Source organism: Cupriavidus sp. FW305-27, from assembly GCF_058787995.1.
The window spans coordinates 1-23,263 of the sequence record NZ_JBYTAG010000010.1; the positions used below are offsets into that span (position 1 = coordinate 1).

Consider the following 23,263-nt stretch of genomic DNA (forward strand, 5'->3'; position numbering starts at 1 on the left):
GGTGGGGTGGGCGTGCTTCATGATGACTCCGGAGAAAGCCTGGACTTGCCGGCATCGGGCGCCGGTGCCAGCCCGTGCGTCAGCAGCGCGGATACGTGGCGCACCAGGGTGTCAGTATCGACCGCTTCGCCGCCGGGCAGCCGGCGCCAGATATGGGTGGTGGCCAGCGGCAGCAGCGTCAGGCCGATCAGCGACGGCATCACCAGCGCCGGCTCCAGTCCGCTGTTGAGCTGCCCGCGCGCGATCGCGGCCGCCAGCGGCGCGCTCAGTGCACCGGCGCGCTGCAGCGCGAAGCGGTCCAGCACGCGCTCGCGCAGGGCGCCGTCGGCACTGGCGACTTCGCGGATCCACAGCCCGGGAAACCAGGGCGTGGCGGCCGCGGTGCGGATCAGCTGGCCGGCGATGCCGATCAGCATGGCCATCGGCTCGGCATCGCCGGCGGCAGCGAAGACGCCGGCCACCAGCGGCTGCAGCTTTTCCTCGACCACGGCGTCCAGCAGCAATTCGCGGTCGCTGAAGTAGTAATGGACCAGCGCGGGCGTCACGCCGGCCTGGGTGGCAATCGCCTTGACCGGGGTGCCGGCCACGCCCTGGCGCGAGAACAGCTCGGTGGCCGCATCGAGGATGCGTTCGCGCTGGCCGGGCTGGCCGGCCGCAGGGCGACCGGGGCTGCGGCCGGCGGAGGGTTTCGGTTTGGCGGGTGGGCGCGGCATGGGCAAACGGATGCAAGCGGTCTCCAGTGAATATTAATTTTTGCGTTAATTAATTCAAGGGCGGTTACAACGTCGGCCTTCCGGCACACCCTTTGGCAGGTAGACATGTCATGGGTGCTTGGCTATGCTGCGGGCGCCGGAGCGCGCCGCCTCCGGCACATCCCTTGCCGATCGCCTCTGCCGATGCCGTTTCCGCCACTTGCCAGCGCTCCCGTTCGTATCCGTTTTCGTCGTGTGCTGGCAGCGCTGGCCTGTTGTGCGTGCCTGCCAGCGATGGCGCAGCAAGCGGAGCCGGTGCAAGGCCCGGCTGAAGCGGAGAGCCCGTTTGCCTTTCACGGCCAGAGCACCTACATCTGGCAGCGCAAGCCAGCATTCGGCGCGGCCTACTCCGGCCCCAACAGCCTGGGTACCGAACGGGCCAAGAGCTACTCGTTCAGTGCGACGCTGGATCTGGGACTGAAGCTGTGGCCGGGCGCGGAGTTCCACTTCAATCCGGAAGCCACGCAAGGCGTGCCGTTTTCCGGCCTGCACGGCCTGGGCGGCTTGTCCAACGGAGAACTGGGCAAGGCCGCCAGCACCAACCCGGTGTTCTACCGGGCGCGCGCGTTCGTGCGGCAGACCTGGGGCCTGGGCGGCGGCAGCGAAGCGCTGGAAGCGGATTTCAACCAGTTTGGGCGCACCGTCGATCAGCAGCGCGTGGTGCTGACAGCGGGCAACTTCAGCGTGCTGGATGTCTTCGACCAGAACGAGTTCGGCTCGGACCCGCGCACGCAATTCATGAACTGGTCGTTCATGACGCATGGCGCCTTCGACTATCCGGCCGATGCACGCGGCTATAGCTGGGGCCTGTCGCTGGAATACATCGGTGACGGCTGGTCGGCGCGCATCGGGCGCTTCCTGCAGCCGCTGGAATCCAACGGGCTGCGGCTCGACACCCGCATGTTCGAGCACTACGGCGACATCATCGAAGTGGAGAAGCGCTACCAGCTGGCTGGCCGGCCCGGCACCGCGCGGCTGCTGTGGTTCCGCAACAAGGCGCGCATGGGCGCGTTCAGCGATGCCATCGGCTTCGGCATGGCCAACAACACCACCCCGGACGTCGCCGACGTGCGCCGCGAGCACGCCAAGAGCGGCGTGGGCGTGACACTGCTGCAGCAGGTCACCGATTCACTGGGGATGTTCGCGCGCGCCAGCCTGTCCGACGACAAGACCGAGACCTACGCCTTCACGGAGATCGGCCGCCAGGTGTCGGCGGGCGGCGTGCTGAAGGGCGATGCGTGGGGACGGGCGCGCGATGCGCTGGGCGTGGCGGTGGCGATCAACATGCTGGGCCCAGACCACCGCAACTACCTGGCCGCGGGTGGGCAGGGCGCCTTCCTGGGCGACGGTGCGCTGCGCTACGGGCCTGAGCAGATCCTGGAGATCTACTACAGCTTCCAGCCGGTGAAGTACCTGAGCATCAGCCCGGACTTCCAGTACGTGCGCAACCCCGGCTACAACCGCGACCGCGGGCCGGCGAAGTTCTACGGGGTGCGCCTGCACGGGGAGTTCTGATCCTCCCCGCCTGCCTCATTGCCGCGCGTTGCGCTTGTTATCCGGCCACGCCGTATTGAAGTTGGTGCGGAACGGGTTGATATCGAGCCCGCCGCGGCGCGTGTAGCGCGCATACACCGCCAGCTTGACCGGCTTGCACTCGCGCATCACGTCCATGAAGATCCGCTCCACGCACTGCTCGTGGAACTCGTTGTGGTTGCGGAACGAGATCAGGTACTTGAGCAACCCTTCCTGGTTGATCGGCGCACCCACGTAGCGGATCTGCACGCTGCCCCAGTCCGGCTGGCCGGTGACCAGGCAGTTGGACTTCAGCAAATGCGACACCAGCGTTTCCTCCACCGGCGATTCTTGCTGGTCGGCAGAGAGCAGCTCGGGCGCGGGCTCATAGCGGTCCACCTCGATGTCGAGCCGGTCCAGCAGCAGGCCATCGAGCTCGCCCATCTTCTGCTTGCCCAGGTCCGCTTCAGTCACCAGCCGCACCTGCACGGTGCCGCCGGTGGCTTCGGACAGGTCGTGGTGCAGCAGCTGCTGCAGCGCCTCGGGTGAAGCAATCCTGGTCTGGTTGAACGAGTTCAGGTACAGCTTGAACGACTTGGACTCGATGATATTGGGCGTGTCCGACGGGATGATGAAGCTGGCCAGCGCCACCTGCGGCTTGCCCTTCAGGTTCAGCCACGACAGCTCGTACGCATTCCAGATATCGACGCCGAAGAATGGCACCGGCTTGCCTTCGGGCAGGCCGATCTCGGTGCGCTTGGGCTGGCGCGGGATCGGGAACAGCAGCGAGGCGTCGTATTCGGTCTTGTAGGCCGAGGGCTTGCCCAGCGGCGAATGTTCAGGGAGGCTCATGGGGCGCTCAGCAGGTGTCAGGACAGGAACAGCTTGTACACCGGGTTGTCGGTCTCGTCCCAGTGTACGTAACCCAGCGTCGAAAGGAAGGCGCGGAAGGCGCGCTTCTCGTTCTTCGGCACCTGGATGCCGACGAGGATGTTGGAGGTATCCGCGCCCTGGTTGCGGTAGTGGAACAGGCTGATATTCCAGTTCGGGCTCATGCTGGACAGGAACCGCATCAGCGCGCCCGGCCGCTCGGGGAACTCGAAGCGGTACAGCAACTCGTCATGCGCCAGCGCCGAGCGCCCGCCCACCATGTAGCGGATATGCTGCTTGGCCAGCTCGTCGTTGGACAGGTCCAGCGTGTCGAAGCCGTGCTTGCGGAAGCTGGCCGCGATCTTGTCATTCTCGGCGCGGCTGGCGATCTGCACGCCAACGAAGATATGCGCCATGCTGGTATCCGCGATGCGGTAGTTGAACTCGGTCACGCTGCGCGTGCCCACCAGCTCGCAGAAGCGCTTGAAACTGCCGCGCTCTTCCGGGATGGTCACGGCGAACACGGCTTCGCGCGCCTCGCCCACCTCGGCGCGCTCGGCGACAAAGCGCAGGCGGTCGAAGTTCATGTTGGCGCCGCAGGCGATCGCCACCAGGTGCTGGCCCTTGAGCTTCTCGCGCTCGGCATAGGCCTTCAGGCCTGCCACGGCCAGCGCGCCGGCCGGCTCCAGGATGCTGCGGGTGTCCTGGAACACGTCCTTCAGGCCCGCGCAGATGGCGTCGGTATCCACCAGGATGATGTCGTCGACCAGCTCGCGCGTGATGCGGAAGGTCTCCTTGCCGACCAGCTTGACCGCAGTGCCGTCCGAGAACAGCCCCACTTCCTTCAGCTCGACGCGCTTGCCGGCGTCGACCGAGCGCTTCATCGCGTCAGAATCCACCGTCTGCACGCCGATCACCTTGATCTCGGGGCGCACCGCCTTGATGTACGAGGCGATGCCAGAGATCAGCCCGCCGCCGCCGATGGCGACGAACACGGCATGGATCGGGCCCGGGTGCTGGCGCAGGATCTCCATGGCGATGGTGCCCTGGCCGGCGATGACCTCGGGATCGTCGAACGGATGGATGAAGGTCAGCTTGTGCTTCTTCTCCAGCTCCGCGGCGTGGTTGTAGGCGTCGCTGTAGGACTCGCCGTGCAGCACGATTTCCACCCACTGGCCGCCGCGTTCGCGCACGGCGTCGATCTTCACCTGCGGCGTGGTGACCGGCATGGCGATGATGGCCTTGCACTGCAGGCGCGCCGCGGACAGCGCCACGCCCTGCGCGTGGTTGCCGGCCGAGGCGGCGATCACGCCGCGCCTGAGCTCTTCCGGGGTCAGCGAGGCCATCTTGTTGTATGCGCCGCGCAGCTTGAAGGAGAAGACCGGCTGGGTGTCCTCGCGCTTGAACCAGACCGAATTGCCGGTGCGCGCCGACAATTGGTGCGCGTAGGTCAGTTCGGTCTCCTGCGCCACGTCGTAGACCTTGGCGGTCAGGATCTTCTTCAGGTAATCGGGTCGGGCGGCGGACGTGCGGGTCATGGTCTCGGGGCGGGCCGTGGGGCGGCGCAAAAAAAGGCGGAAATTCTGGCGGAAACCGTCAATGATAAAGGATGGCGGCGACTTCCACCCGGCCCGGGCGACGCTCCCGCCGCTCGCGACGGGCGGCCCGGGCCGCGCGGAGGTCACTCTTCGTGTGGATGACGATGCACTCATGCGGGCAAGGCGAACCAGGGCGCAGCGGGGGCCGCAGACGCTTGGCCCTGGACTTGCGTCGAGGCCAGGTTGCGTGCGCGCCATGTAGGACGGCGTCCGGTGGACGCCGGTCAAAACGACGTGTTACGGTGTAACGCGATGCCACAACTACCGCTAATCGAATCTAATACCGCCCTGTTTCTCGACTTCGACGGCACCCTGGCCGACCTGGCCCCGCGCCCGGAACTGGTGCAGGTCGAACCCGAACTGGTCGGCACGCTGCACACGCTGTTCGAGCGTCTGGACGGCGCGCTGGCCGTCATCTCCGGGCGGCCGATCTCTGAACTCGACCACTTCCTGCAGCCGCTGCGGCTGCCGGCGGCCGGCGTGCATGGTGCTGAATTCCGCACCGACGGCGGCATGGTGTCCAAGACTTCCGCCGCCCCCGGCCTGGAACTGCTGATCCCCCACCTGGAAGCGCTGGTGCGCGCCCATCCCGCCCTGCGGCTGGAGCGCAAGTCCGTCGCCGTCGCCATCCACTACCGCCAGGCGCCTGAACTTGCCGGCGTGGTCGATGCCGCGGTCACCGAGGTGCTGCGCCATGCCGTCGGACTGGAAGCGCTGCCCGGCAAGATGGTGGTCGAGATCAAGCCGGCCGGCGTCGACAAGGGCGACGCCATTGCCGCATTCATGAAATCCGCGCCGTTCGCCGAGCGCATGCCGCTTTTTGCCGGCGACGACCTGACCGACGAGCCGGGCTTTGCCGCCGTGCGCAAGCTCGGCGGGCTGGGCGTGCTGGTGGGCCAGCGCGAGACCGTGGCCAGCGTCACCGTGCCCGGGCCGGCCGCGCTGCGCAGCTGGCTGCACCGATCGGCCCGCGCGCTGGAAGGCGCCGGCGGCCACCCGTGCGCCGTGCCGAATGAGGCCGAGCCAGGCCCGGCCCGGCGCACAACGACATCCTGAGGGAGGTATCGCTGTGACCAATCCGAGCAGCCCGAGCGAACCGGGCCAGCCGCCGACCGAAGGCGTGCACAAGACCGTGGACGGCGGCAGCCGCTTTGCCAATCCGTCGTTGTCGCTTGGCATGATCGGCAACTGCGCCATCTCTGCGCTGGTGGACTGCCGCGCGCGCATTGTCTGGTCGTGCCTGCCGCGCTTCGATGGCGACCCGGTGTTCAACGCCCTGCTGGACCCGAGCGAGAACGCCGGCCATTTCTCGATCGAGATCGAGGACTTCCAGTCGTCGCGGCAATGGTACGAGCCCAATACCGCGGTGCTGCGCACGCGGCTGACGGACATCCACGGCAACTGCCTGGAGATCACCGACTTTGCGCCGCGCTTCTTCCGGCTGGGGCGCTATTTCCGCCCGACCACGCTGGTCCGGCGCATCCGCCCGGTGCGCGGCGCGCCGCGCGTGCGCGTGGTGGTGGCGCCGCGCTTCGAATGGGGCCGCAAGGCGCCGCAGACGACGCGCGGCAGCAGCCATGTGCGCTATATCGGCGACGACATGACCCTGCGCATGACCACCGACGCGCCGATGGCGTATGTGCTGTCGCATACGCCGTTCCTGGTCACGCGCGGGTACAACTTCATCCTCGGCCCGGACGAGACCCTCGCGCACGGCGTGGAAGAAACCGCGCGCGACTTCGAGCAGGAGACCACCGCCTACTGGCGCCTGTGGAGCCGCCGCCTGGCGGTGCCGCGCGAATGGCAGGACGCGGTGATCCGCGCGGCCATCACGCTGAAGATGTCGCTGTTCGAAGAGACCGGCGCCATCGTCGCGGCGATGACCACCAGCATCCCCGAGGCGCCGGGCAGCGGCCGCAACTGGGACTACCGCTTCTGCTGGCTGCGAGACGCCTTCTTCGTGGTGCGCGCGCTCAACAGCCTGTCCGAGGTCGGCACCATGGAGGATTACCTGCGCTGGCTGTCCAACGTGGTGATGCAGTCGCAGGACGGACATATCCAGCCGCTGTACGGCATCGGCCTGGAGCGCGAGCTGCCTGAAAGCATGCTCGACCATCTGCCCGGCTACCGCGGCATGGGCCCGGTGCGCGTGGGCAACCAGGCGCAGGAGCACTTCCAGCACGATGTCTACGGCAACGTGGTGCTGGGCGCGGCCCAGGCCTTCCATGATCACCGGCTGCTGCACCGCGGCGGCCCCGCTGAATTCCGCCGGCTGGAAGAGGTCGGCGAACAGGCAGTGAAAGTGTTCGGCACGCCCGATGCCGGCATGTGGGAGCTGCGCACGCGGGCGCGCGTGCATACGTCGTCGGCGCTGATGAGCTGGGCCGCCTGCGACCGCCTGGCCAAGGTTGCCGACAAGCTCCAGCTGCAGGCGCGTGCCGCCTACTGGCACGACCATGCCGAGCGCATGAAGGAGCGCATTCTGGCCGAATCCTGGAGCGAGGAGCGCCAGGCCTTCGCCGAGAGCTTCGGCGGGCGCGAGCTGGATGCCAGCGTGCTGCTGATGGCCGAAGTCAATTTCATCGAGCCGCGCGATCCGCGCTTCATCGCCACCGTCAAGGCGCTGGAGGCATCGCTGTGCGACGGACCCTATATGCGCCGCTACGAGGCGCCCGACGATTTCGGCAAGCCCGAGACCGCGTTCAACATCTGCACGTTCTGGCGCATCGATGCCCTTGCGCGCATCGGCCGGCGCGAGGAAGCGCGCGAGATTTTCGAGTCGATGCTGGCCTCGCGCAATCCGCTGGGGCTGCTGTCCGAGGATACCCATCCGGTGACCGGCGAGATGTGGGGCAATTTCCCGCAGACGTATTCGATGGTCGGGCTGATCAATGGCGCGATGCGGCTGTCGGCGCCGTGGGACACGGTGATCTGAACCGCCTGCGCGCACGGCAACCAGAACAGAGGACTCCAAGAACAACATATGCCAAGACTTGTAGCGGTATCCAACCGGGTCGCCGATCCCCGCAACGTGGCGGCGGGCGGCCTCGCCGTGGCGCTATCCGAAGCCCTGCGCCAGACCGGCGGCATGTGGTTCGGGTGGAGCGGCAAGGCGCTGGAAACCGCCCAGGGCGGCACGCCCGGTGAAGGCGACCTGCATCTGCAGCAGGCCGGCAACGTGACGCTGGCCACCGTCGACCTGAGCCGCGAGGACCACGACGCCTATTACCTGGGCTACAGCAACGGCGTGCTGTGGCCGGTATTCCACTACCGGCTGGACCTTGCGGACTTCGACTCCAATTTCCTGAACGGATACCGGCGCGTGAACCAGCTGTTCGCGCGCAAGCTGGCGCCGCTGCTGCAGCCCGACGACATCATCTGGATCCATGACTACCACCTGATCCCGCTGGCGTCAGAGTTGCGCGCGATTGGCTGCGGGCAGAAGATCGGCTTCTTCCTGCATGTACCGCTGCCGCCGCCGCTGATCCTGGCCGCCATCCCGCAGCACGAGTGGCTGATGCGCGCACTGTTTGCCTACGACCTGCTTGGCTTCCAGAGCCATGCGGATGTCGAGCACTTCTCGCGCTATGTGCAGGCCGAAGCGCAGGCCGAGCCGATGGGCGAGCACCGCTACCGCGCCTTCCACCGCACGGTGCGGGCGCAGGCCTTCCCGATCGGCATCGACGTCGACGAGTTCATGGAGCTGGGCCGCGGAGCGGACGCGCAGGAAACCTACGAGATGATGTGCGCGCAGTACGCGCGCCGCCGGCTGCTGCTTGGCATCGACCGGCTCGACTATTCCAAGGGCCTGCCGCAGCGGCTCAAGGCGTTCTACCGGCTGCTGGCCGAGTACCCAGAGAACCGTTCGAGCGCAACGCTGGTGCAGATCGCCGCGCCCTCGCGCGAGTCGGTCGATGCCTACGTCGACCTGCGCCGCGAGATGGAACAGCTGAGCGGCTCCATCAATGGCGAGTTCGGTGAGCTGGACTGGATGCCGGTGCGCTATATCCACCGCACCACCGCGCGCAAGCGGCTGCCCGGCCTGTGCCGCGCCAGCCGCGTGGCGCTGGTGACGCCGCTGCGCGACGGCATGAACCTGGTGGCCAAGGAGTTCATCGCCGCGCAGGACCCCGAGGACCCGGGGGTGCTGGTGCTGTCGCGCTTTGCCGGCGCCGCCGAGCAACTGCGCGAGGCGCTGCTGGTCAATCCGTACGACACGCGCGCCACCGCGCAGGCGATCCAGCAGGCGCTGCACATGCCGCTGGCCGAGCGCCAGCAGCGGCATCAGAAATTGCTGGAGCGCATCCGCGCGCAGGATGTGCACTGGTGGAGCAGCGAGTTCCTGCGCGCACTGACTGAGACCGAAGGGGCCTGAGGCGCGGGCTGTTCTTCCGGTCGGGGAGCATGACCATGAGCGAAGACCTGGCAGCGCAATCGTGCACGCCTTGCCGTGGCGGCGTGCCGCCGCTGACGCCGGCTGAAGCCGAGATGCTATTGCAGCAGGCGCCGGGATGGGAGCTGGTCGATAGCGCGACGCGGATCGAACGGCGTTTCACCTTCGGCAATTTCGCGCAGGCGCTGGCGTTCGTGAACGGCGTCGGGCAACTGGCCGAGACGCAGGGGCATCATCCCGAGATCAGCTTTGGCTGGGGGCATGCCACGGTGTCGTGGCGGACCAAGAAGATCAAGGGCTTGCACCGGAATGATTTCATCATGGCGGTGAAGACGAGCGAGCTGGCGGAGGGGATCGGGTGAGGTTGGTGGGGGTCACTTCAGATCCCCGGGCGTATCAATATCCCGAAACGCCCCTTCATCCTCGGTCAGGATCCGCGTCACAGGCTTGTCCTTCAGCAACGCCCGCGCGCCCTCATCCCCATCCAGCTTCAGCAATTCCTCGCGCCAGGCTGCGCCAAAACCCACCGGATGCCCACGTTGCCCGTTGCGCCAAGGGGCGGCGATGGTGTCCGGCGCGGTGATCGTCAATGCCACCGCCCGGATCAGTTCCATCGGCAGCCAGGGCATGTCCGCCAGCGCCACCACCCAGCCGCGCGCTTCGGGCGTGGCGGCCACGGCAGCACGCAGGGCAGCGCCCATGCCGGCTTCGGCGTCGGGCGACTCCAGCACGCGGCAGCCGCCGCGGCGCAGTTCCTCCGCCAGTGCCGGGTTGCCCGGACGAATGACGGCGATCGATTCCGGCAGCGCCGCGGCCAGCGTGCGGGCGCTGCGCCAGGCCACGGAGCGGCCGCCGGGCAGCACCTCCAGCAGCTTGTTGCGTTTGCCGGCGGCGTCGAAGCGGCGGCCGTAGCCTGCGGCCAGCAGGATGCCGGTGGGCAGGTCGGTGCGGAGCAGGGGAGCGTTGGGGGCGGCAGTCATGGCGGCACTTGCGAGGTCGTCAGGTGGGATCGGGCGCGACGTCGCAGCTGCTGCCGGTGCCGGCAGCCATCTCGCGTGCGGCCTTGGCGCCTTCCACCTGCAGGATGTCGGGCAGCGATACGTGGTTCCTGGCCGCGATCACCTCGGCCAGGATCGAGATGGCGATCTCGGGCGGCGTGCGGCTGCCGATGTAGATGCCCACGGGGCCATGCAGCCGCGCCAGCTGCAGCTCGGTCAGGTCGAATTCCTTGAGCCGTTCGCGGCGCGCCTGGTTGTTGCGGCGCGAACCCAGCGCGCCCACGTAGAAGGCGCGGGTGCGCAGCGCTTCCATCAGCGCCAGGTCGTCCAGCTTGGGGTCGTGCGTGAGCGCGATCACGGCGCAGCGCTCGTCCAGCTTCATGTCGGTGACGGTGTCGTCGGGCATGGTGCGCACCATGGTCACGCCGGGGATGTCCCAGGTCTCGGTGTATTCCTCGCGCGGGTCGCACACGGTGACCTGGAAGCCCAGGCCCACGGCGATCTGGCACAGGTACTTGGACAGCTGCCCGGCGCCGATCACCAGCATGCGGTAGCGCGGGCCGTGGATGGTCAGCAGGGTCTTGCCGTCGAACACCAGGCCGTCGGTGGCGTTGGCCGGGCCCAGCGTGGCGGTGCCGGTGGCCATGTCGAGCGTGCGCGCGACCAGGCGGCCGTTCTCAACGGCATCGAGCAGCTCGGCGATGCCGCTGGCCGGGGTCAGCGGTTCGGTCACCAGCTCGATGGTGCCGCCGCACGGCAGCCCGAAGCGGTGGGCTTCCTCGGCGCTGATGCCGTACTTGATCGCTTCCGGGTGGTCGGCGGTGATGCCCTGCCGGCGCACGCGGTCGATGATGTCGTCCTCGATGCAGCCGCCCGAGACCGAGCCCACCACCAGGCCGTCGTCGCGCACGGCCAGCATCGCGCCTTCGGGCCGGGGCGACGAGCCCCAGGTCCGCACTACCGTGACCAGCAGCACGCGATGGCCTTGCTGCTGCCACTGCACGCTGTTCTTCAGGACTTCGAGATCCACGCTGTCCATGATCGTTTCCGCTTCGGTTCCTCTGTTGGTTCATTGTCGCCGGCGGCCGCGGCGGGGGCGCTCTCGGCCGCTGGCGTTTCGTCGGTGGCGTCAGGGGTGACGGCCTCGGTGAAGCGCGCAAAGAAGGTGTCTGCCATCTTGCGCGCCGCGGCGTCCACCAGCCGCGAGCCGATCTGTGCGATCTTGCCCCCCACGTGGGCGTTGACGGTGTAGGTCAGCACGGTCTCGTCACCGTCTGCTTCCAGCCGGACCTGGGCGCTGCCCTTGCCGAATCCCGCCGCGCCACCCTGGCCATCGAAACGGATGGTGTAGCTGTCGGGGGCCTGGATGTCTTCCAGTGCCATGCGGCCCTTGAAGCGCGCCTTGACCGGGCCCACCGCGGCCGTCAGGGCCAGCTGGTACGCGTTGTCGCCGTCGGGCTCGATACTCTCACATCCCGGGATGCAGTGCTTGAGCAGCTCGGTGTCGTTGAGCGCTTCCCATGCCACCTGCTGCGGGACCGGCAGGCGCTGGCTCTGGTTCATTTCCATGGCGGGGCTTCCTTGTTGTGCCTGGCGAGGGCAGGGGTGGCGGCCCGGGGCGGGCCGCCATGGTCGGACAGCAGCGTCTCGAGCGCCAGCAGGCTGTCCAGGTTATGGGCCGGGCGCAGTGCGTCCACGTGCGGCAGGATGGCTTGCACGCCACGCGCCTGCGGGGTGAAGCCGGGGTAGCGCAGCAGCGGGTTGAGCCAGACGATGCGGTGCGCAAAGCGGCGCAGCCGTGCCATTTCGTCGCCGAGCAGGTCGATATGCTCGTGGTCCAGGCCGTCGGTGACCAGCAGTACGGTGGCGCGCCCGGACAGCGTGCGCCGCGCCCAATGGCGGTTGAAGCTGGCCAGCGCCGCGCCGATGCGGGTGCCGCCGGCCCAGTCGCGCACCTGGCCGGTGATCAGCGCGACGGCCTCGTCGGGGTCGCGTTCGCGCAGCGAGCGCGTGATGTTGGTCAGCCGCGTGCCGAACAGGAATACCGACAGCCGCTCGCGCGACTGCATCAGCGCATGGCAGAAGTACAGCACCGCGCGCGAGTACTGGCTCATCGAGCCGGAGATGTCGAGCAGCAGCACCACCGGCGGCTTGCGCTCGGCGTGCTTGCGGAATTTCCAGCGCAGCCACTCGCCATGCTGGCGCACCGCCAGGCGCGCGCTGGCGCGCAGGTCGGCATGGGTGCCACAAGTGGCGGCGCGCAGGCGGCGGGTGCGCTGCAAGGCCAGGTGGGCGCGGCGTGTGCGCACCAGGTGCTGCAGCGCGCGCCATTCCTGCGCGGTCAGGGTTTCAAAGTCGCGCTGCGCCAGGCGTTCCTGGTCGGAGAAGGTCAGCGGCACGTGGATGCGCTCGGCTTCGGCCTGTGCCGGACGTGACTGCGCTTCGGGCTGGCGCGCGGCCAGGGCATCGGCCAGCCGGTTGCTGCGTTTCGGTGGCGGCGCGCCGCCGTCGACGCGCGGCAGCAGCAGCGCGCGCAGCTTGCCTTCCCAGTCGGGATCGCGCCAGAACAGGTCGAAGGCGGCATCGAACAGCGGGCGCTGGTCGGGGCCGGACAGCACCAGCGCCGCCAGCGCGGCGCGTACCTCGTCGCGCTGGCCGATATCGATATGGCGCAGCGCCTCCAAGGCATCGACAGCATGGGCCGGCGACAGCGCGAAGCCGCCGTCGCGCAACAGCCGCATGAAGTGCGTGACGTTGCGCGCCAGCACCGGCAGGGCCGGTGCGGCGGGCCGTGCGGCGGCGTGCAGCGTGGCCATCTTCAGCCTCCCGGCGTGGCACCCGCCAGCAGCTCGGCCACGGTGGGGCCGTCCACGCGCGCCAGGTCGTCCTGGTACTTGAGCAGCACGCCCAGCGTGTCGCGCACGGACTGCGGATCGAGCTCGGTCGCGCCCAGCGCGGACAGCGCGCGGCACCAGTCGATGGCCTCGGCGATGCCCGGCGCCTTGAACAGGTCGATGCCGCGCAGCCGGTGGATAAAGTCGATGGCCTGGGCCTGCAGCGCCGCGGCGGCCTCGGGGGCGCGCGCGGCCACGATCTGCAGTTCGCGGTCGCGCTCGGGGTATCCCATCCACTGGTACAGGCAGCGGCGCTTGAGGGCGTCGTGGACTTCGCGGGTGCGGTTGGAGGTGATCACGATCAGCGGCGGGCGCTCGGCGCGGATCACGCCGATCTCGGGGATCGACACCTGGAATTCGGACAGCACCTCCAGCAGGAACGCTTCGAAGGGCTCGTCGGCGCGGTCGATCTCATCGATCAGCAGCACGCGCGGCACGTCGGGCGCGGCGGGGTCGGGCAGCAGGGATTCCAGCAGCGGGCGCTTGAGCAGGTAGTCATCGTGGTACAGCGACTGCGCCTCGGGCCGCTCGCCGCGCGCCTCGGCCAGGCGCAGCGCCATGATCTGGCGCGGGTAGTCCCATTCGTACAGCGCGCTGGCGGCGTCCAGCCCTTCATAGCATTGCAGCCGCAGCAGCCGCGTGCCGAGCACGCCCGCCATCGCTTGCGCCATGGCGGTCTTGCCGACGCCGGGCTCGCCTTCCAGGAACAGCGGCCGCTGCATGCGCAGGGCGAGATAGAGCACCGTGGCGGTCTCGCGGTCGGCGAAGTATTGCTGGCGTTCCAGCTGGGCGATGGTGTCGTCGATGGAGGTGGGAAGCATGAGCAATCTTGTGTGCCAACGCCACAAAAGCGCCGGCGGTTTGCTCCCCTCTCCCGCCGTGCGGGAGAGGGGAGACAACAAGCGGCGGCGAAGCGCTACCCCTTCGCCGCCGCCTCCACTGCCCTTGCCGCCAGCACCGGGATCAGATGCGCCCGGTACTCCGCCGACGCATGCAGGTCGGCATTCAGCGTCGACGCATCGACCTTCACCCCACGCGCCGCCTGCGCGGTGAAGGCGGCCGACAGCGCCTGCTCCAGCGGCTGGCAGCGGAACACGCTGTCGGCCGCGCCTGTCACCGCCACGCGCACCGTGTTGCCGGTGCGCGCCACCATCACGCCCACCAGCGCGAAGCGCGAGGCCGGGTTGCGGAACTTGGCGTAGGCCGCCTGCTCCGGGATCGGGAAGCGCACCGCGGTGATCAGCTCGTCCGGTTCCAGCGCGGTCTCATAGAGGCCCTTGAAGAAGTCGTCGGCGGCGATGGTGCGGCGGTCGGTGACCACGGTCGCCCCCAGCCCCAGCACACCCGCGGGATAGTCGGCAGCGGGATCGTCATTGGCGAGCGCGCCGCCGATGGTGCCCATGGCGCGCACCTGGCGGTCGCCGATGCCGCCGGCCAGTGCCGCCAGCGCCGGGATGCGCCGGCGCACCTCGGCATGCTCGGCCACATCGGCATGGCGCGCGGCGCCGCCGACCACGATCTCATTGCCTTCGACGCGGATCTCGGCCATGCCGGGAATACGCGCCACGTCCACCAGCACGGAGGGCGCGGCCAGCCGCAGTTTCATCGCGGCCAGCAGGCTCTGGCCGCCGCCGAGGAACTTGGCGTCGGGATCGGCCCTGAGCGTGGCCACGGCCGCCTTGGCATCCGCGGCGCGTTCAAAATTGAATGCGTACATGTCGGTTTCCTTTGCGGTGTGCGTGGGTCACGGCCGGGCGGCCTGGATGGCCTGCCAGACCCGGTGCGGCGTGGCGGGCATCTGGATGTCCTTCACGCCCAGCGGGCTGAGCGCATCCACCAGCGCGTTGATGAACGCCGGCGGCGAGCCGATCGCGCCGGCCTCGCCGCAGCCCTTCACGCCCAGCGGGTTGTGGGTGCAGGGCGTGCCGGTGGCGGTCTCGACGGTGAAGTCGGGCAGGTCGCCGGCGCGCGGCATGGCGTAGTCCATGTACGAGCCGGTCAGCAACTGGCCGCTGTCGTTGTCGTAGACGCACTGCTCCAGCATGGCCTGGCCCAGCCCCTGGCCGATGCCGCCATGGACCTGGCCTTCGACGATCATCGGGTTGATGATGTTGCCGAAGTCGTCCACCGCGGTGAACTTGACCACCTGCGACTCGCCGGTATCGGGATCGACTTCCACCTCGCACACATAGGCGCCGGACGGGTAGGTGAAGTTGGTCGGGTCGTAGAACGCGTTTTCGTTCAGGCCCGGCTCCAGCTTGTCGAGCGGATAGTTGTGCGGCACGTAGGCGGAGAGCGCGACTTCGCCGAAGGTCTTGGTGCGGTCGGTGCCGGCCACGCGGAACACGCCGTTGCTGAACTCGATGTCGGTGTCGGCGGCTTCCAGCAGGTGCGCGGCGATCTTCTTGGCCTTGGCCTCGATCTTGTCGAGCGCCTTGACGATGGCCGAGCCGCCCACCGCCAGCGAGCGCGAGCCATAGGTGCCCATGCCGAACGGCACCCGGCCGGTGTCGCCGTGCACGATCTCGACCTGGTCCAGCTGCAGCCCGAGCCGGTCGGCGACCACCTGCGCGAAGGTGGTCTCGTGCCCCTGGCCATGGCTGTGCGAGCCGGTGAACACGGTCACGGTGCCGGTCGGGTGCACGCGGATCTCGCCCACCTCGAACAGCCCCGCGCGCGCGCCCAGCGCGCCGGCGATATTCGACGGCGCCAGCCCGCAGGCCTCGATATAGCAGGAATAGCCCAGGCCGCGCAGCTTGCCGCGCTGCTTCGCTTCGTCGCGCCGGGCCGGGAAGCCCTTGACGTCGGCCAGCTCCTGCGCGCGCGCGAGGCACGGCTCGTAGTCGCCGGTGTCGTAGGTCAGGCCCACCGGCGTGGCGTACGGGAACTGGCGGATGAAATTCTTGCGGCGCAGCTCGGCCGGGTCGATCTTCATCTCGTGCGCGGCGGTTTCTACCAGGCGCTCGACCACATAGGTGGCCTCGGGCCGGCCGGCGCCGCGATAGGCATCCACCGGCGCGGTGTTGGTGAACACGGCCTGCACCTCGGCGTAGATCGCGGGCGTGGCGTACTGGCCCGCCAGCAGCGTTGCATACAGGATGGTGGGCACGCTGCTGGCGAAGGTCGACAGGTAGGCGCCCATATTGGCGGTGGTATGCACCCGCATCGCCAGGAACTTGCCGTCGGCGTCGAGCGCCAGCTCGGCCCTGGTCACGTGGTCGCGGCCGTGGGCATCGGTCAGGAAGGACTCGGAGCGGTCCGCGGTCCACTTGACCGGGCGCCCGATCTTCTTCGAGGCCCAGGTCAGCGCCACGTCTTCCGGGTACAGGAAGATCTTGGAGCCGAAGCCGCCGCCCACGTCCGGTGCGATGATGCGCAGGCGCGATTCGGGTAGCCCCAGCACGAACGCGCCCATCAGCAGGCGTTCGACGTGCGGGTTCTGGTTGGCCACGTAGACGGTGTAGCTGTCGTCCTGGCGCGTGTAGCTGGCATTGACCGCGCGCGGCTCGATCGCGTTGGGGATCAGCCGGTTGTTGACGATGTCCAGCGTGGTCACGTGCGCGGCCTTGGCAAAGGCGGCGTCGGTGGCGGCCTTGTCGCCGTGGCCCCAGGTGTAGCAGGTGTTGGCCGGCACGTCGTCATGCACCAGGGTGGACGCCTTGGCGGCATCCGCGGCGCTGACCACGGCGGGCAGCTCTTCATAGTCGACGTCGATCTTCTCTGCCGCGTCACGCGCCTGCTGCAGGGTCTCGGCGATGACCAGCGCGACCTGGTCGCCGACGTGGCGCACCTTGTCGTGGGCAATCACCGGGTGCGGCGGCTCCTTCATCGGCGAGCCGTCGATGCTGTGGATCAGCCAGCCGCAGGGCAGGCCGCCGACCTTGTCGGCCGCCAGCTCGTCGCCGGTCAGCACGGCGATCACGCCGGGCGCGGCCAGGGCCTCGGTCTTGTCGATCGAGCGGATGCGCGCATGCGCGTGCGGCGAGCGCAGGAAGTACGCGTAGCTTTGCTGCGGCAGCACGATGTCGTCGGTGTACTGGCCGTTGCCGGTCAGGAAGCGATAGTCTTCCTTGCGCTTGACCGGCGCGCCTACCAGGCGCTGGCTTTCGGGTGCGTTCATGGCCGGTCCCCCTTATTCAGCGCTGGCGGCGGTGCCCTGCATGGCCGCCTGGCCCTGCTGCACTGCGCGCACGATGTTGTGGTAGCCCGTGCAGCGGCACAGGTTGCCTTCCAGGTGGGCGCGGATGGTGGCGGCGTCGGCGCCCGGATGTTCCTGCACCAGCGCGGTGGCGCTCATCACCATGCCCGGCGTGCAGAAGCCGCATTGCAGGCCGTGGCATTCGCGGAAGGCTTCCTGCATCGGGTGCAGCGTGCCGGGAGCGGCGAGGCCCTCAATGGTGGTCACGGCGGCGCCGTCGGCCTGGACCGCGAGGATATTGCACGACTTGACCGCCCGGCCATCCAGGTGGACCGTGCAGGCGCCGCACTGCGCGGTGTCGCAGCCGACGTGGGTGCCGGTCAGGCGCAATTGTTCGCGCAGGAACTGGACCAGGAGGGTGTTGGGTTCTACCTGCGCGTCAACGGGCTTGCCGTTGACCGTCAGGCGGATCGGAATCGCCATGCTTGTCTCCATGTGGGGTGGACGCGCATGACCAATTGCCCGAAATCCCGAAAGAACTGCGTGGGACTGGCCACGACGCGGTACTGCCGCTTAAGACGGCTATAGGACGGCTAATTCGTGATATTGGTGCTGCCGCTACAACTGCTGTAGGTGCGCCAGCGCACGCGGCGAGCGGCTTCAATGCTGGCGCGAATGCTGCGGCCGGCGAACGATTGGCCACAACAGGCTCTAACAGTTAATCACAAATCCAGCACAGGTGCCATGTGGTTTGCCCGCTCCCCATTCGCGGGGCGGGGTCCTGGCAGGGCCGCTGCTAGAATGGCCCGGCCCCCTTGCTCACCCTGACATGGAAGCCTTCTTCGACTGGCTGTTCGAAACCATTGCCCTGCCCAAGGTGGGCCTGCCCGCGATCTTTGTGGTCAGCCTGATCTCGGCCACGCTGCTGCCGCTGGGCTCGGAGCCGGCGGTGTTCGGCTACGTCAAGCTCAACCCGCAGATGTTCTGGCCGGCGATCGTGGTGGCCACTGCCGGCAACACCGTGGGCGGCGCCATCGACTGGTGGCTGGGCTATGCCGCCAAGCTGGCGCTGGTGCGCTACCACAAGCGGCGCCGGGCGCGCGAGCACGACCGTGAGCACCTGGAGCACCGCGAGCACGCGCGCAAACCGCCCAAGCCCAAGCTCGACGCGCGCTACTTCCGGTGGATGCGCCGGCTTGGGCCGCCTACGCTGCTGTTCTCGTGGTTGCCCGGCATTGGTGATCCTTTGTGCACTTTAGCCGGCTGGCTGCGCCTCTCCTTCTGGCCCAGCCTGGCCTGGATGGCGGTCGGCAAGTTCATCCGCTATCTGTTCATGACCGCCAGCCTGCTTTGGATCCCGGACAGTTTTTGGCAGAACATTGCGCAAACGTTCAAGGCCTGGTTCTGATCCGGTGCGTTGCCGGCACCACCGTGGGGCGCCATTGCCAGGCCAGAAAGCTGCCTAATCCCTTGTTCCGACAAGGATTCCTCTATGTTGCGGTGCGGCGAAAGCAGGGGTTGAAGTACAATCGCCCTTTAATGAACGATTCGCGCACAGTCCCCGTGCGCAGCAGGAAGCGGTCCCCCAATGAACGCCCCACTCGTGCTCGACGCCAAGCTCGCCGCGCAGGACGCCCCGCCGCGCCTGCGTGAAATCCCTTATAACTACACGTCCTTCTCGGACCGCGAGATTGTCATCCGCCTGCTGGGCGAGGAAGCCTGGCGCATCCTGGACGAGCTGCGCAGCGAGCGCCGCACCGGCCGCTCGGCCCGCATGCTGTACGAGGTGCTGGGCGATATCTGGGTGGTCCGCCGCAATCCCTACCTGCAGGACGACCTGCTGGAAAATCCCAAGCGCCGCCAGATGCTGGTCAGCGCGCTGCACCACCGCCTGAACGAGATCGAGAAGCGCCGCGCCGCCGACCGTGCCGAGCACGCCGAGCCCGCCGCCGAGGACCGTTCGCACCGCGTGGAGCAGCTGGTCGCCTTCGCCAAGCAGGCGATCGAGGACTTCAAGAACGAATTCGCCGCGGCCTACGACCTGCGCAAGCGCGCGCAGCGCGTGCTGGGCAAGGTCACGCAGAAGGACAACATCAAGTTCGATGGCCTGTCGCGCGTGTCGCACGTGACCGACGCCACCGACTGGCGCGTGGAATACCCGTTCGTGGTGCTGACGCCCGATACCGAGGAAGAGATCGCCGGGCTGGTCAAGGGCTGCTTCGAACTGGGCCTGACCATCATTCCGCGCGGGGGCGGCACCGGCTATACCGGCGGCGCCGTGCCGCTGACGCCGATGAGCGCGGTGATCAATACCGAGAAGCTGGAGCAGCTCGGGCCGGTGGAGCAAACCGACCTGCCGGGCGTGTCGCACAAGGTCGCGACCATCTTCTCCGGCGCCGGCGTGGTGACGCGCCGCGTGGCCGACGCTGCCGACAAGGCAGGCCTGGTGTTCGCGGTCGACCCGACCTCGATCGATGCCTCGTGCATCGGCGGCAACGTGGCCATGAACGCGGGCGGCAAGAAGGCCGTGCTGTGGGGCACCGCGCTGGACAACCTGGCCTGGTGGCGCATGGTGGATCCGGAAGGCAACTGGCTGGAGATCACCCGGCTGGACCACAACCTGGGCAAGATCCACGACGTGCCGGTGGCCACCTTCGAACTGAAATGGTCGGACGGCAACCGCGCCCCGGGCGAGAAGGTGCTGCGCACCGAGACGCTGGCCATCGAGGGCCGCAAGTTCCGCAAGGAAGGCCTGGGCAAGGACGTCACCGACAAGTTCCTGGCCGGCCTGCCCGGCGTGCAGAAGGAAGGCTGCGACGGCATCATCACCAGCGCGCGCTGGATCCTGCACCGCATGCCGAAATTCATCCGCACGGTCTGCCTGGAGTTCTTCGGCCAGGCGCGCGACGCGATCCCCAGCATCGTCGAGATCAAGGACTTCCTCGACGCCGAGACCAAGAAGCCCGGCGGCGCCATCCTGGCCGGCCTGGAGCACCTGGACGAGCGCTACCTGCGCGCGGTCGGCTACGCCACCAAGAGCAAGCGCAACGCCTTCCCGAAGATGGTGCTGATCGGCGATATCGTCGGCGACGATGAAGACGCCGTGGCGCGCGCCACCTCGGAAGTGATCCGCATGGCCAACGGCAAGAGCGGCGAAGGCTTTATCGCCGTCAGCCCCGAGGCGCGCAAGAAGTTCTGGCTGGACCGTTCGCGTACCGCCGCCATCGCCAAGCACACCAACGCCTTCAAGATCAACGAAGACGTGGTGATCCCGCTGAACCGGATGGGCGAGTACACCGACGGCATCGAGCGCATCAATATCGAGCTGTCGATCAAGAGCAAGCTCAAGCTGGTCGACACGCTCGAAGCGTTCTTCGCGCGCGGCAACCTGCCGCTGGGCCGCAGCGACGACGCCAACGAGATCCCCAGCGCCGAGCTGCTGGAAGACCGCGTGCAGCACGCGCTGACGCTGCTGCGCGAGATCCGCGCGCGCTGGCGTTACCTGCAGGACCACATGGACGTGCCGCTGACGCAGGCCAAGGCCTCGCTGATCGGGCACGGGCTGGGACTGCTGGGGCAGGAGTTCGATGCGCGCCTGCAGCATCAGCCTGATGCCACCGTGTTCCACCTGCTGCAGGACCGCACCATCCGCGTGTCCTGGAAGGCGGAGATCCGCGCCGAATTGCGCAAGATCTTCAACGGCGGCGAGTTCAAGCCGATCCTGGACGAAGCCCAGAAGATCCACAAGCAGGTGCTGCGCGGCCGCGTCTTCGTGGCGCTGCACATGCACGCCGGCGACGGCAACGTGCACACCAATATCCCGGTCAACTCCGACGACTACGACATGCTGCAGGACGCGCATCGCGCGGTGGCCCGCATCATGGACCTGGCGCGGTCGCTCGACGGCGTGATCTCGGGCGAGCACGGCATCGGCATCACCAAGCTGGAATTCCTGACCGAGGAAGAGATCGGCGACTTCCGCGCCTACAAGCTGAAGGTCGATCCGCAAGGGCGCTTCAACAAGGGCAAGCTGCTGCCCGGCGCCGACCTGCGCAATGCCTACACGCCGTCGTTCGGCCTGATGGGGCATGAGTCGATCATCATGCAGCAGAGCGATATCGGCGCGATTGCCGAGAGCGTCAAGGACTGCCTGCGCTGCGGCAAGTGCAAGCCGGTGTGCGCCACCCACGTGCCGCGCGCCAACCTGCTGTACAGCCCGCGCAACAAGATCCTGGCGACCTCGCTGCTGGTCGAGGCCTTCCTGTACGAAGAGCAGACCCGCCGCGGCATCTCGGTCAAGCACTGGGACGAGTTCTCGGACGTGGCCGACCACTGCACCGTGTGCCACAAGTGCGTGACGCCGTGCCCGGTCAAGATCGACTTCGGCGACGTGTCGATGAACATGCGCAACCTGCTGCGCAAGATGGGGCAGAAGAAGTTCAACCCCGGCACCGCGGCGTCGATGTTCTTCCTCAACGCCACCAACCCCGAGACCATCAACCTGACCCGCAAGGTCATGATCGACTGGGGCTACAAGGCGCAGCGCCTCGGCAATGACGTGCTGAAGAAATTCGCCAAGAAGCAGACCGCGCATCCGCCCGCGACCGTGGGCAAGGCGCCGGTGCGCGAGCAGGTGATCCACTTCATCAACAAGAAGATGCCGGGCAACCTGCCCAAGAAGACCGCGCGCGCGCTGCTCGACATCGAGGACAACGAGATCGTGCCGATCATCCGCGACCCGAAGGCGACCACGCCGGAAACGGAAGCGGTGTTCTACTTCCCCGGCTGCGGCTCGGAGCGGCTGTTCTCGCAGGTGGGCCTGGCCACGCAGGCGATGCTGTGGCACGTGGGCGTGCAGACCGTGCTGCCGCCGGGCTACCTGTGCTGCGGCTATCCGCAGCGCGGCAACGGCCAGTACGACAAGGCCGAGAAGATCGTCACCGACAACCGCGTGCTGTTCCACCGCGTCGCCAATACGCTGAACTACCTCGACATCAAGACCGTGGTGGTCAGCTGCGGCACCTGCTACGACCAGCTCGCCGGGTATGAATTCGACAAGATCTTCCCGGGCTGCCGCATCATCGACATCCATGAATACCTGCTCGAGAAGGGCGTGAAGCTGGAAGGCGTGACCGGTACCCGCTACATGTACCACGATCCCTGCCACACCCCGATCAAGACCATGGACCCGACCAAGCTGGTCAACGACCTGATGGGCGGCAACACCGGCCTGGGCAAGATCGAGAAGAACGAGCGCTGCTGCGGCGAGTCGGGCACGCTGGCGGTGACGCGTCCGGATATCTCGACGCAGGTCCGCTTCCGCAAGGAAGAGGAAATGACCAAGGGCGCCGACAAGCTGCGCGCCGACGGCTTCACCGGCGACGTCAAGATCCTGACCAGCTGCCCGTCGTGCCTGCAGGGGCTGTCGCGCTACAAGGAAGATGCCACGGTGCAGGCGGATTACATCGTGATCGAGATGGCGAAGCATCTGCTTGGGGAAAACTGGATGCCGGAGTACGTTGCGAAGGCGAACGCCGGCGGTATCGAGCGGGTGCTGGTTTAAATCTCGACGATGGCACGCGTACCCAACTGCCCCTTGTGCGAGACCGACGGCGGCGAACTGGTCTGGATGGGCGACCGCGCCCGGCTGATCCTGGTCGAGCATGACCGTTTCCCGGGCTTCTGCCGCATCGTCTGGAACGATCACGTGGCCGAGCTGAGCGACCTGGAGGATGCCGACCAGGCCTGGCTGATGCGGCTGGTCGCACGTGTCGAACGGGTGGTGCGCGAGGTCATGGCGCCGGACAAGGTCAACCTGGCGGCCTTTGGCAACATCGTGCCGCACCTGCACTGGCATATCATCCCGCGCTACCGCTGGGACACCCATTTCCCCGAGGCAATCTGGGCCGCGCCGCAGCGCGCGGCGGATGCCGTGCGCGTGCAGGAGCTGGCCAGCCGGTTGCCGGCGCTGCGTACGGCGCTTTCGCTGCTCGAAGCCGGCGACGCCTGAGGGGCGCGCGGAACCCACGCCTGGCCGTGACCGTCTGAATGCTGTTGCCGCCGTGGCCTGCCGCCACGGTATCCAGAACAACAAGCCCGGCCGGCATC

The 23,263-nt window shown here is 67.8% G+C and carries 19 protein-coding genes; 8 read left to right on the plus strand and 11 right to left on the minus strand.

Translation table 11 applies throughout. The features are described 5' to 3' along the window. Positions 1-17: 17 nt before the first annotated feature. The gene (locus AC3WRI_RS06680; RefSeq protein ID WP_439671243.1) at positions 18-713 is read right to left on the minus strand and encodes a TetR/AcrR family transcriptional regulator; all 696 of its coding nucleotides are present in this window, start codon (positions 711-713) and stop codon (positions 18-20) included. Positions 714-896: 183 nt separating this feature from the next. Here AC3WRI_RS06680 and AC3WRI_RS06685 point away from each other — a divergent pair, with 183 nt between their 5' ends. Beyond that, positions 897-2,267 (plus strand): carbohydrate porin, encoded by a 1,371-nt coding sequence (locus tag AC3WRI_RS06685; RefSeq protein ID WP_136227735.1) that lies wholly within the window; start codon positions 897-899, stop codon positions 2,265-2,267. A gap of 15 nt (positions 2,268-2,282) precedes the next feature. Here AC3WRI_RS06685 and queF read toward each other — a convergent pair whose 3' ends face one another. Together queF and ilvA are read right to left on the minus strand one after the other, a co-directional pair. Next, on the minus strand, positions 2,283-3,116 hold the full coding sequence (gene queF / locus AC3WRI_RS06690; protein WP_010814426.1) for an NADPH-dependent 7-cyano-7-deazaguanine reductase QueF: 834 nt from the start codon (positions 3,114-3,116) through the stop codon (positions 2,283-2,285). 17 nt (positions 3,117-3,133) lie between these two features. After that, on the minus strand, positions 3,134-4,672 hold the full coding sequence (ilvA, locus tag AC3WRI_RS06695; RefSeq protein ID WP_010814427.1) for a threonine ammonia-lyase, biosynthetic: 1,539 nt from the start codon (positions 4,670-4,672) through the stop codon (positions 3,134-3,136). A 312-nt stretch (positions 4,673-4,984) separates the two neighbouring features. Between ilvA and otsB the strand changes: the two genes are divergently transcribed. Genes otsB through AC3WRI_RS06715 form a run of 4 tightly spaced genes read left to right on the plus strand, consistent with a single transcriptional unit; the run spans position 4,985 to position 9,487 of the window. After that, a complete protein-coding gene (gene otsB / locus AC3WRI_RS06700) occupies positions 4,985-5,788 on the plus strand; it encodes a trehalose-phosphatase (protein ID WP_492292896.1) in 804 nt (267 codons plus the stop codon). Between the two features lie 13 nt (positions 5,789-5,801). After that, positions 5,802-7,667 carry a glycoside hydrolase family 15 protein gene (locus tag AC3WRI_RS06705; protein WP_010814429.1) on the plus strand — a complete coding sequence of 622 codons (1,866 nt, stop codon included), beginning with the start codon at positions 5,802-5,804 and terminating at the stop codon, positions 7,665-7,667. Between the two features lie 48 nt (positions 7,668-7,715). Further along, a complete protein-coding gene (gene otsA / locus AC3WRI_RS06710; RefSeq protein WP_010814430.1) occupies positions 7,716-9,107 on the plus strand; it encodes an alpha,alpha-trehalose-phosphate synthase (UDP-forming) in 1,392 nt (463 codons plus the stop codon). Positions 9,108-9,142: 35 nt separating this feature from the next. After that, entirely contained in the window at positions 9,143-9,487 is a 345-nt protein-coding gene (locus tag AC3WRI_RS06715) for a 4a-hydroxytetrahydrobiopterin dehydratase (protein WP_010814431.1), read from the plus strand. Positions 9,488-9,499: 12 nt separating this feature from the next. On the opposite strand, the gene AC3WRI_RS06720 is transcribed toward AC3WRI_RS06715, so the two are convergent. The 8 genes from AC3WRI_RS06720 to AC3WRI_RS06755 all read right to left on the minus strand — a co-directional run bounded on the left by AC3WRI_RS06720 (position 9,500) and on the right by AC3WRI_RS06755 (position 17,638). Beyond that, positions 9,500-10,105: a nucleotidyltransferase family protein gene (locus tag AC3WRI_RS06720; protein WP_010814432.1), complete on the minus strand. Its 606-nt coding sequence runs from the start codon at positions 10,103-10,105 to the stop codon at positions 9,500-9,502. A gap of 19 nt (positions 10,106-10,124) precedes the next feature. Next, positions 10,125-11,162, minus strand: coding sequence for an XdhC family protein (locus tag AC3WRI_RS06725; protein ID WP_010814433.1), 1,038 nt, complete (start codon positions 11,160-11,162; stop codon positions 10,125-10,127). Further along, the gene (locus AC3WRI_RS06730) at positions 11,135-11,692 is read right to left on the minus strand and encodes an SRPBCC family protein (RefSeq protein WP_011614514.1); all 558 of its coding nucleotides are present in this window, start codon (positions 11,690-11,692) and stop codon (positions 11,135-11,137) included. The genes AC3WRI_RS06725 and AC3WRI_RS06730 overlap by 28 nt, the downstream gene beginning before the upstream one ends. Continuing rightward, positions 11,683-12,939 (minus strand): vWA domain-containing protein, encoded by a 1,257-nt coding sequence (locus AC3WRI_RS06735; RefSeq protein ID WP_492292898.1) that lies wholly within the window; start codon positions 12,937-12,939, stop codon positions 11,683-11,685. The genes AC3WRI_RS06730 and AC3WRI_RS06735 overlap by 10 nt, the downstream gene beginning before the upstream one ends. Positions 12,940-12,941: 2 nt before the next feature. Continuing rightward, the gene (locus AC3WRI_RS06740; protein ID WP_010814436.1) at positions 12,942-13,838 is read right to left on the minus strand and encodes an AAA family ATPase; all 897 of its coding nucleotides are present in this window, start codon (positions 13,836-13,838) and stop codon (positions 12,942-12,944) included. A 95-nt stretch (positions 13,839-13,933) separates the two neighbouring features. Further along, the gene (locus tag AC3WRI_RS06745) at positions 13,934-14,734 is read right to left on the minus strand and encodes an FAD binding domain-containing protein (protein WP_010814437.1); all 801 of its coding nucleotides are present in this window, start codon (positions 14,732-14,734) and stop codon (positions 13,934-13,936) included. Between the two features lie 27 nt (positions 14,735-14,761). Then, entirely contained in the window at positions 14,762-17,137 is a 2,376-nt protein-coding gene (locus AC3WRI_RS06750) for a xanthine dehydrogenase family protein molybdopterin-binding subunit (RefSeq protein ID WP_011614515.1), read from the minus strand. A gap of 12 nt (positions 17,138-17,149) precedes the next feature. Next, positions 17,150-17,638 carry a (2Fe-2S)-binding protein gene (locus tag AC3WRI_RS06755; RefSeq protein WP_011614516.1) on the minus strand — a complete coding sequence of 163 codons (489 nt, stop codon included), beginning with the start codon at positions 17,636-17,638 and terminating at the stop codon, positions 17,150-17,152. A 346-nt stretch (positions 17,639-17,984) separates the two neighbouring features. Between AC3WRI_RS06755 and AC3WRI_RS06760 the strand changes: the two genes are divergently transcribed. From AC3WRI_RS06760 to AC3WRI_RS06770, 3 genes are all read left to right on the plus strand, one after another. Further along, entirely contained in the window at positions 17,985-18,563 is a 579-nt protein-coding gene (locus AC3WRI_RS06760) for a YqaA family protein (protein ID WP_011614517.1), read from the plus strand. Positions 18,564-18,743: 180 nt separating this feature from the next. Continuing rightward, a complete protein-coding gene (locus tag AC3WRI_RS06765) occupies positions 18,744-22,718 on the plus strand; it encodes a DUF3683 domain-containing protein (protein WP_011614518.1) in 3,975 nt (1,324 codons plus the stop codon). A gap of 9 nt (positions 22,719-22,727) precedes the next feature. Then, positions 22,728-23,165 (plus strand): HIT family protein, encoded by a 438-nt coding sequence (locus AC3WRI_RS06770; protein ID WP_492292900.1) that lies wholly within the window; start codon positions 22,728-22,730, stop codon positions 23,163-23,165. The last annotated feature ends 98 nt before the right edge of the window (positions 23,166-23,263 follow it).